Raw genomic sequence first — 10,229 nt, 5'->3', positions numbered from 1 at the left:
GTCATGAGCCGCCGCCGTTTACTGTTTTCCATTCCGTGAAATCGTAGTTGAGCAGACGACGCAATTCGTCTGTTTGCCTAACTTGGATGCTTCGAAGAAACTCGACTGCTGCTCGAGAATCAACTGCCGCTCGATCAATCTTCCGTTCGCTTAATCGTCGAGCCGACGTCCGGACCAACTTCGGGACCCACGGGCTGATTCGCTCCCATGCCGGCGAAAATCGTAGTCGGTTCAAAATCCGTGAAGTCGGCTGGTTCAGCACGTTTGGAGTCTCGTTTGACCTTGCATTGATACCGGCGGGCGTGAAGGTCTCGTCAATCTCAAGCCAAGCGAACAGTCGCTTCAATATTTGGACAGGCTCACTCGCGAGCGACTCCGTCGTGAGCCAAAACACCCGTTCCGCCCCAAATCGATCGAGATACGGACGTAGCTGCATGGCGTAATAGCTTACGTCGCAATAATGGCTATTCTCGCGGATTGCCGACAGTAGGTCTCGTTTCTCTCCTTCGTGCTGCACGTGCCACCAGTAGTGACTAATCGTGCGATCGATCGGATCTCTCAAAACATAGACAATGCGAGCGTTCTTGTTGAACGAATAGATGCGGTCGACTACACCGCTCCGCACGGGCAGTTGAGAATACGCAGTCGACGACTCACCAACATACGTAGCTCCATCCGCTCCATCGAAAAGTGCAAGATAGCTATCCAAGTCGTTACAGTAAGGTTTGTATATCGTCTGACCATTTACTGTGAACGGACGCAGCTTTGCACCATCTTCTTTGTCTCCTGCGAAGAATCCCGGCTCCTTCAACGGGCTCATGAAGATCTGCGGGTGCTGGCCCAGATACGTGTGCAAAGAACTAGTTGCACACTTGGCTGCGCCAATAATGAATAGGTTAGGTTTACAGAACATGACAATTTAGCTTTGGACGCTTCCTAACAGTCATAGAAATCCCACGACACAAAATGAATGTCTTCCAGCACCGCCAGTCCCAGGGCCAGTGGTGCAGGCCGCGGCGGAACATTTCCAGAGCTTCGACACGCTGGCCGCTCATCCATAACGTCGAGTAGCCGAGTTTCCAGAAGTACTCTTGTTGCAGTCGATTCCGCAGAGCCTTGCGTTCGTTCGGTCGCCAGTTCGGCTCGGCTAGCATCCGCTCATAACCGGATGCCAGCAGTCGCAGCACTCGCGTCTGCCGTTCGAGATCCGCCGCTCCGCCGGCTGCGGAAGAATTCGCATCGTGCACACGGTAATCCAGGTGGACCGAGTCGATGTAGGCCATCTGGAAGCCGCGACGCAGGCTGGCGATGACGAACAGTTGGTCTTCCGCTTCGTTCCGGCTCGCCGCCTCGAATCGCACGCCATCGAACAGCTGGCTTCGCATCACGGAGTTTTGCAGCCCGTTGTACAAACCGTGGGTAATCATGCATTCGAGCACGGTTTCGTCTTCGATGATCCGCAGTTTGCCAGCCGCACGCGTTTTCAACTGCAAAAACGGTCGCGGTTGGCCTTCCACGTAGAACGTGGAGGCGGCTAGTTCCTTACCAGTCGGATGATCGACCATCCGGCAGGCCCCGTAGACCCAGTCGACGTCAGGGTTGGCTTCCAGGGCGTCCACACAGTCCTCGAGATGGTGCGGCAGCCAGAGGTCGTCGCTGTCGTAGAAGGCGATGTACTTCCTGGTGGCGTGGTCCAATCCGGTGTTGCGAGCCCCGTAGGCTCCCTGGTTCTCCTGATAGATGTAGCGGACCGGTTGGGAGAACTCCGCGGTCAACCGCGGCACCAACTCCCGCGTCCCATCCGTACTGCCGTCATCAACGACAATCAGTTCCCAATCCAGGAACGTTTGGGCCGCAATAGCCGCAAACGCCTCCGGCAGAAACTTCTCGCGGTTATAAGTCGGCAGGATGATACTGACAGTGGGATACATGGATTGACTGAGCTTTCTCAGGAAGTACGTTGAAGGATCAGAGTGGGTCCACATTTCGTCACGAGGTTGTACCCTAAGCCAAGGTTCTTCAGATACACGACCGTTGAATCCTCAACCGCTTCTTCATACGACAGTCCATGGCGTTCGACGAGAACTAGTCGAGGTTGGAATCTGCTCCAATCATTGCTCTGCAGAACCTGCTCATCGAGGCCCTCCACATCGACATTCAGCAGATCGACTTGGCGATTCATTGGTCCGTGAGCTTCGAGGATCTCAGCAAGTGTCTTCACCGGGACTTCAATCACCTCCAACAACTCATACCCTTGTCACTGCAATTCTCTTGCTCGCAACGTATCGAGTGTTGAATACTCACCTTGTACGAACACATGCATGGGCATCGTAGTGCGGACAATGTCACTGCCGATGGCTACCGAAAGAGTCGTGTCACGCGGGCGAAAAGCAGCAAATTCGCGTGCGACTTTAGGGCGAGGCTCCACGTTAATCCCCTGCCAGCCACGACAGTACAAAGAATACGTGTTAGATAGGGCAATGGGATGAAACGCCCCCACATCGACAAAAAAACCGGTGGACTGGCTGCGCGTCAACCATTCAATAATCATGTCTTCGCCGAATTGGGAATACGACGGACGGATGTTCCAAGGCAAGCGGCGCGATAAAAACCGCCAACAGTGGCCTTTGGCTCTCTTATAAGAAAACGACATTATTCACGTTGACTAAGTGACAAGTATCTCCAGCATAAACTGATCCTGATTGTAAGGCGGCTGGATAATACTTACGCTTGGTTTCGATTCTATCTCTCAGGTTTAGCCAATACTTGCGACGGAATTGGGCCAAAGGAACCGCTTGCAGGCCGAACGGATTTCACGTTCAGAAACCGCTTGAATCGCCGGTGAACTATCGAGCCAATCCTGCTGCCGCTGGGGTCAAAATTACGGGCAGCCCGATAACGTGAAGCTGCCTCCATGATGCCGAGTCTTACACTGGAATCGAAAGACCGCCAACGAAGGTGCTTCTCAAAGGCGGCTATAGATGCGTTAAGTTCTGAGCATTCTGAGCCGAATCGGTCGATGAATAAACGCCGAACGGCGGAAAATGCTCGCGAGAGTTGAACGATCGAATGGGCGACGGGGATCCCACCAACCGAAGAAAAACGGTGCAGTTCGTACCAGGCTTTCTCAGAGACGTCCGGGCAGATCGACGATGCGTAACGTGCCGCGGCGCGGGAGGCATTTTTGACTTGTTCGTCGCGATTCAGTGCGGACACGCAGGAGTCTAGCTGTCGGTACTGAAGCAGCGTCTCTCCGTGATTTCCCAAACGTCCACAGGCAGCTAGCCGAGTCCAAAGGTCAAAATCCTGTGCAACCCGAAATTCGGGATGATATCCGCCGACTCGGAGAGCAGATTCTTTGTCGAACATGGCCCCCGGATGCACAAACGCCGGCGTAAACAACATGCGCCAGCGGATGGCTTCGTCAGTGACAAGGTTTGTGACGCGACCGTTTGTATGCCCCTCCGCATCAATCCGGTCGAATGCACAACTCAGCAGCACGAGGTTATCGCGATGCATCAACTCCAGTTGCTTCGCCAGTCGCTCGGGATGTGACACATCGTCGGCATCCATCCGGGCAACGACGGGGGCAAGTGCTTCGCGCAGACCGAAGTTCAGTGCGTCGACCAACCCGTTCCCTTCCAACCGGAAATACCGCAGACGTGCGTCCTCGATCGACCGGCAGTAGGCAGGGGTATCGTCCGTCGAGCCATCGTCGAGCAACAGTAGCTCGAAGTCGCGAAACGTCTGAGCGAGTATGCTCTCGACAGCTTCCCGCAAATACGGCATACCGTTCCGCACTGGTAGAACAATTGACACGACAGGAGTAGACACTTTCGCACGTCCTATACCTAGAGTCGGCGTAATTACCCATCTGTGAATGCACAACGCACCCGATTTAGTGCGCGACTAAAAAAATTCGGTTTGGAAATCCGGTAAAGCGTGTCGGAAGCGATCAAAGTCAATTGTGACGACTCGTACGGTGCAAGGTATTCATGTACCGGCGAGCCATCAGAGCATTTTGCGTACACGAACATATTTTGCTTATACCAGATGGCGACATCTTCGTTGTGCCACAACAAGTGACGCAAGGGATCATACTGGGTAAACCCCTGTTCCGCGAACAATTTCTTCCAGTACCAGGGCCAATTCTCGTTGACATGTCCGACGCCGCCCTGGCCAGGAATCGCGGCAGAAAACACAACAATTGGAGCAAGTCTAGTTAGCGTGTCGACCAGTGTTCGTGCAGTCTTTGGAGGGAGGTGTTCTGCCACCTCCAAACACAGGGCTAAATCAAATGTCCGAGACAAATCAAGGTTCTTGGTCAAATCGTGCTCAAGAAACTTATCTTCCGAGATCAGCAAAGTACTGTTTTCACGTACGCCGGGGCCATCAACACCCAGGACGTCTTCGACTCCCAGTTCTTTCCAAACGGAAAGCCAGTGGGCTTGTCCGCAGCCAAGATCGACGACGCTTGCTGGGGTGAACGCATTGAGCAGGAGAGGTACGCAGGCTCTGGCTGAGTTTCTTGCGACTTTGTCGCGCCGCATCCAGAACTCTCGGTCATACGTTGAGCTATGCTTTTGTCTTGCTGTGGCCAATGTCATCTACCTCGCTCAGTCTTTGTAGGCAAAATCTGACGGTACTAGTTCCCACCGCGTCGGTGCAATGCAATAACCGCGATGAAATCCACGGCCCTCACCAAAAGTGTCTGCATCGATTACTGAAAACTGCAGTGCGTTATCAATTGTCGCTACATTTCCGTTGCGAGAGCTAATTACTATCCGAGACGAATATTCGCCAGGGGCCAATGGGCATTGCGGGATAGTGACTCGCACACGGTTTGAACCAAGAAATCTGGTTGACAGAGAACTTGTCCGATGAGTGTGAAGCGAGAGGATTCGTTGCCCCAATGAGTTATCAATACCAATCCCGATAGTCGGTTCGAAAACTGCTTCCGCAAACTCGAGTTCAATTTCTAATACGAGAGGCCTTCCCATCTCCAAGTATGATGATGGGGTTCCATCGTCGCCAATCAGATACACGCCAGACAGCACTCCAGCACGGTCAGTCGCATGATCTAATTGTAGCACCGAATTAGTACTCTCGTGATATTCTGCAAGCACATGCGAAATGGAGCCCTGAGCGCCCACGGCACCGCCGATGAGCAGGTATCCTTTATGGCAGAGAGACTGGACTGCGGCCATGTTATGGCTCACAAACAGCACCGTGCGTCCGCCCTCCGCCACGTCCTGCATTTTGCCCAGGCATTTTTTTTGGAATTCGGCGTCGCCGACGGCGAGGACTTCGTCGATGATCAGGATTTCCGGTTCCAGGTGGGCGGCGACGGCGAAGGCTAGGCGGACTTGCATGCCGCTGGAGTAGCGTTTGATGGGGGTGTCGAGGAATTTTTCTACGCCGGAGAAGTCCACGATTTCGTCGAACTTGCGGTCGATTTCCTTCTTCCGCATGCCGAGGATCGTGCCGTTCATGTAGATGTTTTCGCGGCCGGTCAATTCCGGGTGGAAGCCGGTACCAACTTCCAAGAGGCTACTGACCCGCCCGCGGATGACGGCCCGGCCGCGGGTCGGTTCGGTAATGCGGGAGAGGATTTTCAGCAGCGTACTCTTGCCGGCCCCGTTGCGACCGATAATGCCCACGACCTCGCCCTCGGCGACCTCGAAGGACACATCCTTGAGCGCCCAGAGAGTATCGTCCGACTCGTCCTCCGCGGTAAACGTATTCAGCCGTCGCAGTCGCTGAAAATTCCGAAGCGGACTGCGGGCGAAGGACTGCATGGCCCCGACAAGGCTATCATGAACCTCCTCCTTGAGGCCCAAGCGATAGGCTTTGCCGAGGTTTTCAACAGAGATGATGGGGCGCGACATTAGGCTTCAGGGTGGATTTTGCGTGGAGAATGGAGTGGCTATTACTCGGGCTTGACGCCTTCGACGATCAGAAAATCGGAGCGTTCGACGTTGGCAACATCCAGGATTCGGCTGCAGTGAAAAGGCATTCGTTCGACATCGACAAATCCTTGGGCTTCAAATAGCTCAACCAACTGGACTTCGTCGAATTGCCATTTATGCGTGTGGCCCATAGAGCCAAACCACCGTCGCCGCGTACAAATTTCGTTAAAGTACATCTGCACGTGGGACTTCAACGGGCTTGCATTGCGAATACCGTCCGGTTTGGATCGCACCTCATCGAAGATTTCTAAATAGCGAGTCCAGAATTGGATACCATCAGGAACACAAACCCTGAGAACACCCTGCGGCGCTAAAACGCGATAGCATTCGGCCGTGAGTTTCTCGGCATCGGCGAGTTCAAAATGCTCCCACAATTCGCCCGCATAAATGGCGGCCACCGAATTCGACGCAAATGGCAAACCACGAAAGAGATTGTGATATTTGACCTGGGGACCAAACTCGGTCGGTGGAACAACCCGCAGCTTTGTCAGGAAGCGATCGAGTAGAGAAAGGCGGGAAGCGAGCCAAGCCCGATTACTGCCGTCGATATTGATCCAACCATCCGGCTGCACGGGACCACAACCAAGATTGAGCATTGGGCCGGTTGGAATGGAACTCAATGCTGGTTCAAGGGCTTGCAGCATGACTCAAGTCTCGGAAGGAGGAATAAGTTTCAGGCAACATCCGCAAAGAGGCGTTCGCGGCTGCGGAAGTAGAGGCAGCCAGTGAGGGCGATGGTGAGGGCGCTGGCGGTGCCGACGGCGATCAGGTCCCAGGGCATGGGGTTGGTGCCGAGGAGGGCGGCCCGGAAACCTTCGATCACGCCAACCATGGGGTTCAACGCGTAGGCCAAACGATATTGTTCAGGGATGAGGCTGGCCGGGTAAACCACCGGGGCGGCGTACATCAACAGTTGCGAGACGAAGTTCATGGCGTGCTTGATGTCGCGGTATTGCACAGCGAGAGCGGTCAGCCAAAGGCCAAGTCCCGCGGCGGTAAGCATCATCAGGAAAACTAACAGAGGAAGCGCCAACGCACCCCAGGTGGGAGGGTGACCATACCACATCATTAAAGCGGCCAAGATAGTCATTGCAATTGCAAAGTCGACTAATTTCGCGATGACGGACGATAAAGGCATCAGCAGCCGAGGAAAGTAAACTTTGCTGAGCATACTGGCGTTGCTGACAAGGCTGTTAGCCCCATCGACAAGAGCGTTGGAAAAGTAAGTCCAAGGCACGAGAGCCGCGAAGCTAAACAAGGCGTAGGGCACGCCGTCTGAGGAAACTTTCGCCAGTCTGCCGAAGACGATGCTAAAGACCACCATGGAGAACAGCGGTTGAATGATGGCCCAACCGATGCCTATGGCGGACTGGGCATAGCGAACCTTCACTTCCCGCCAAACGAGGAAACGGAATAAGTCGCGGTACGCAACGAGTTCCTGCCAATCGACAAGTTGCCAACCAGTCCGAGGTTCGATGACGGTGATGGGGACGTCTCCCGCAGCGGGGGTTGACCGAGCCTGAGAGGTCTCTCCTGCGGGAGTTTCAAATACTTCAGCCACGGTACTCATTGCGGTTAAACGCTCCGCTAGCAAAAAACGGCTTACGATAGATCAAGAAAACACGACTTTAAGAGCTCGACAACGGTGAGCGAACGGTTTGCATTGGCCCATCCCAGCGACGCCGGACGAGAACCCACTGTACGGATTGCCGTCGTTGCGAGCCGGCAACCTTGAGGGTGCCCGCGCTGACCAACATTATGTAGTAGGGCAGTTCCAGACCTTCGAGGGACACGAACTGCGCTGAGACCATAAAGCCTGCCAAGGCGGCAATCGTCATTCGGGCGACCAAGACCTCCCATTCCGAGGCTTGGGCGACCTTGCGTTTGGCGTAGGGGTAGAGTCGAAAGGCTGTCGTCATGTAAAATCCAAGCAACAATCCGAGCCCCACGATGCCCAATTCCGCGCCGATCTGCAGCCACAACGTGTGCGCTTCTTTGCCTGGCGGCCAACCATAACTTGCTGCGATGACCGGCCAATGGTTGGGCCCCGTTCCAAGGACAGGGTGATTCTGCATGGCATCCAGACAGTCGGACCACATGTCGATACGGCTTTGCGACGAGTAGTCGCGTTGCTCGGCGTCAGCGAACGAGGACATGAACTCGTCACGAACTTCGGGGCCGGCCATGATGAGGCCAGCGATGGCAGCGAGTCCAAAGAGGGCAACGTGGCGGGGACGTTTGTCGATCAGCCAAAAACTCACGCTGCCCATGAGGATCAACCCGACCATCCCGCCGCGGGAAAATGAAAACAGCACGACGTGCGTCATCAGAGCAGCACCGCCAAACGCGAGCCACTTCCTCCAGCCGCGCTCATGCATGCCCATGAAGAACGCCATGCCGGCTCCGGTGACCATGGCGATGGCCACGCAATTATTGTCCATACCGCCGAAGCCTCCAGTGCCCCACGGGGTTTGCAGGGGATTGAACGCGGTGAGGTATGTCTGGTTCATCTCAAAGGCGAGGTAGCTTTGGCTGAGCAAGATGACCCAAGCCAGTTGCTTCAATTTTTTCTCGGAATCGATCAACGTGAGCCCGGCGACGAACGGCAGGAGGATTTTTGCCAATTCCTCGACGAAACCGAACGCGACACTCTTGTTCGAAGCGACCACAAGAGCGCTGAGCAGCGACCAGACCCAGAATCCGAATAGACAGAACAGAATGCTTTTCGACCGTCCCAGATTCCATTTGCCAAATCCATGCACGGCCCAGCCCATCAATAAGGCAATAGCGATAATACGACTAAAATTGCCGCCGCTGGAAAGAGACCAATACCAGAGAAATTCGGGACGGATGATCGCAAAGCAGACGTAGACCAACAATCCATAGAAGGGGTTGATGAACGAGGCAATGGCACCCCCGTAGGTGAGGGCATAGGTGAAGATTAAGCCTTTCATGACGGATAAAATGACCTTTGCGTCCGCGTAGTGACCGGCTGCATCATAGGCAATGGCGAAGACTCGTATGTTCCGAGCTGCACGAGTTTGCCGAATGGTGCCATGCAGGTGTTCCAATTGTGGGGTTTCTCAACATAGTAATGTCCGGCGATGCCTAGTTCCCCTTGCAGCCGAGGACTTTGCAGGAGTTTGAGAAGTTGTTTCACCCACTCACTGGCGAGCGCGGCCACGAACCCACCCCGTCCCGTCGCAACAGCTAACCCTGCGACGTTAAGCCAATTCCACGCCTAACGCGTCTTCTCTGAATAGGCCAGCCAGTTTTTACGATCGACATCAACCAATTCGACAACGGCTGATACTCCCGGCAAGTCGTCTCGTTTCATGTAAGGAGCTAAACTAGATTCAGACACCAGTAGGTGAAGGTATTTTTGACTCAGCAATTGATTTCGCACAATCTGACACACGTGATCTTAGGCGACCACCCCTTCGGTGATGCTACGTCCGCGAATCCGCTGACGTGGAAGTGGCCTTCGACATCGACACTGAAGACGTTCTGCACTAGGGTTGCTCCCCGATGAGCGAATGCCGAGCCTGCTCGCGGTGGCTCGCAGTGTCGCTATTGCTCGCCTGTGCGACCATGGACTTGATAGTGGACTGATTGATTTCGTCCACTGTAGGTAAACGAATTGAGTTCACTATTATCTTCACTAAGGCTATCGCCAAATTCCAGCCGGTTCGCATGAGGATACGAAAGTCAAGCCAAGGACCGACGCCATTGATGTAGTACAGGTCGTGCTCCAGTTTTTTTTGAACGCCTTCCAGGTCGCTATCGGCAGGAAGATTCACTTGAGCCAAACCTGTGATTCCAGGCTTTACGGCCAATCGTTCCCGATACTGGGGAATATGCCATTCCAAGTCACTGGTAATCTCTGGCCGTTCCGGACGCGGACCGACTAAACTCATCTGGCCCATCAAAACATTGAGGAGTTGGGGAAACTCATCAACATGCGTCTCACGGAGAAAGCGACCTAGCTTAGTAATGCGCGGATCACCTGGTTTGCTCCAGACGGCTCCCGTCTTCGCTTCGGCCCGATGGACCATCGTGCGAAATTTAACGATCCGGAAGGATCGACCACTTCTTCCGAGCCGGGTTTGAGTGTACAAAACGGGGCCTACGGAAGTCAGTTTCACCAGCATGGCCGTGACCAACATGATCGGCAGCAAGAACAAGAACAATATCAATGCCAAGAGCCAATCAGTGGTCGCTTTCATCGGCCAATACCAACGTCTGTACGAAGTCCTAGAT

11 protein-coding genes are annotated in these 10,229 nt (G+C 54.2%); all 11 read right to left on the bottom strand.

Annotation, left to right across the window (positions count from 1 at the left end):
• Position 1: 1 nt before the first annotated feature.
• Positions 2-913, bottom strand: coding sequence for a sulfotransferase family protein (locus tag AC5DDB_RS10825; RefSeq protein ID WP_491739738.1), 912 nt, complete (start codon positions 911-913; stop codon positions 2-4).
• Entirely contained in the window at positions 903-1,931 is a 1,029-nt protein-coding gene (locus AC5DDB_RS10820; protein ID WP_491739737.1) for a glycosyltransferase family 2 protein, read from the bottom strand. The genes AC5DDB_RS10825 and AC5DDB_RS10820 overlap by 11 nt, the downstream gene beginning before the upstream one ends.
• A gap of 17 nt (positions 1,932-1,948) precedes the next feature.
• A complete protein-coding gene (locus AC5DDB_RS10815) occupies positions 1,949-2,236 on the bottom strand; it encodes an FkbM family methyltransferase (RefSeq protein WP_491739736.1) in 288 nt (95 codons plus the stop codon).
• A 21-nt stretch (positions 2,237-2,257) separates the two neighbouring features.
• Positions 2,258-2,551 carry a hypothetical protein gene (locus AC5DDB_RS10810; RefSeq protein ID WP_491739735.1) on the bottom strand — a complete coding sequence of 98 codons (294 nt, stop codon included), beginning with the start codon at positions 2,549-2,551 and terminating at the stop codon, positions 2,258-2,260.
• Between the two features lie 191 nt (positions 2,552-2,742).
• Positions 2,743-3,834 carry a glycosyltransferase family 2 protein gene (locus AC5DDB_RS10805; protein WP_491739734.1) on the bottom strand — a complete coding sequence of 364 codons (1,092 nt, stop codon included), beginning with the start codon at positions 3,832-3,834 and terminating at the stop codon, positions 2,743-2,745.
• A gap of 32 nt (positions 3,835-3,866) precedes the next feature.
• Positions 3,867-4,550, bottom strand: coding sequence for a methyltransferase domain-containing protein (locus tag AC5DDB_RS10800; RefSeq protein WP_491739733.1), 684 nt, complete (start codon positions 4,548-4,550; stop codon positions 3,867-3,869).
• A gap of 66 nt (positions 4,551-4,616) precedes the next feature.
• Entirely contained in the window at positions 4,617-5,888 is a 1,272-nt protein-coding gene (locus AC5DDB_RS10795) for an ABC transporter ATP-binding protein (RefSeq protein ID WP_491739732.1), read from the bottom strand.
• A 41-nt stretch (positions 5,889-5,929) separates the two neighbouring features.
• Positions 5,930-6,613 carry a class I SAM-dependent methyltransferase gene (locus AC5DDB_RS10790; protein WP_491739731.1) on the bottom strand — a complete coding sequence of 228 codons (684 nt, stop codon included), beginning with the start codon at positions 6,611-6,613 and terminating at the stop codon, positions 5,930-5,932.
• A 29-nt stretch (positions 6,614-6,642) separates the two neighbouring features.
• The gene (locus AC5DDB_RS10785; protein ID WP_491739730.1) at positions 6,643-7,539 is read right to left on the bottom strand and encodes an ABC transporter permease; all 897 of its coding nucleotides are present in this window, start codon (positions 7,537-7,539) and stop codon (positions 6,643-6,645) included.
• 58 nt (positions 7,540-7,597) lie between these two features.
• A complete protein-coding gene (locus tag AC5DDB_RS10780) occupies positions 7,598-9,040 on the bottom strand; it encodes an O-antigen ligase family protein (RefSeq protein ID WP_491739729.1) in 1,443 nt (480 codons plus the stop codon).
• Positions 9,041-9,481: 441 nt separating this feature from the next.
• The gene (locus tag AC5DDB_RS10775; RefSeq protein ID WP_491739728.1) at positions 9,482-10,195 is read right to left on the bottom strand and encodes a sugar transferase; all 714 of its coding nucleotides are present in this window, start codon (positions 10,193-10,195) and stop codon (positions 9,482-9,484) included.
• Positions 10,196-10,229 lie beyond the last annotated feature (34 nt).

The organism is Thalassoroseus sp., from assembly GCF_984380535.1.
The sequence above is the reverse complement of the archived record's forward strand: the minus strand, read 5'-3'. Positions and strand labels throughout refer to the sequence as shown.

What these genes read in the sequence shown, in the direction of transcription:
- AC5DDB_RS10825 (WP_491739738.1), bottom strand. Translation starts at nt 913, where the DNA reads ATGTTCTGTAAACCTAACCTATTCATTATTGGCGCAGCCAAGTGTGCA.
- AC5DDB_RS10820 (WP_491739737.1), bottom strand. Translation starts at nt 1,931, where the DNA reads ATGTATCCCACTGTCAGTATCATCCTGCCGACTTATAACCGCGAGAAG.
- AC5DDB_RS10810 (WP_491739735.1), bottom strand. Translation starts at nt 2,551, where the DNA reads ATGATTATTGAATGGTTGACGCGCAGCCAGTCCACCGGTTTTTTTGTC.
- AC5DDB_RS10800 (WP_491739733.1), bottom strand. Translation starts at nt 4,550, where the DNA reads ATGCGGCGCGACAAAGTCGCAAGAAACTCAGCCAGAGCCTGCGTACCT.
- AC5DDB_RS10795 (WP_491739732.1), bottom strand. Translation starts at nt 5,888, where the DNA reads ATGTCGCGCCCCATCATCTCTGTTGAAAACCTCGGCAAAGCCTATCGC.
- AC5DDB_RS10790 (WP_491739731.1), bottom strand. Translation starts at nt 6,613, where the DNA reads ATGCTGCAAGCCCTTGAACCAGCATTGAGTTCCATTCCAACCGGCCCA.
- AC5DDB_RS10785 (WP_491739730.1), bottom strand. Translation starts at nt 7,539, where the DNA reads ATGAGTACCGTGGCTGAAGTATTTGAAACTCCCGCAGGAGAGACCTCT.
- AC5DDB_RS10775 (WP_491739728.1), bottom strand. Translation starts at nt 10,195, where the DNA reads ATGAAAGCGACCACTGATTGGCTCTTGGCATTGATATTGTTCTTGTTC.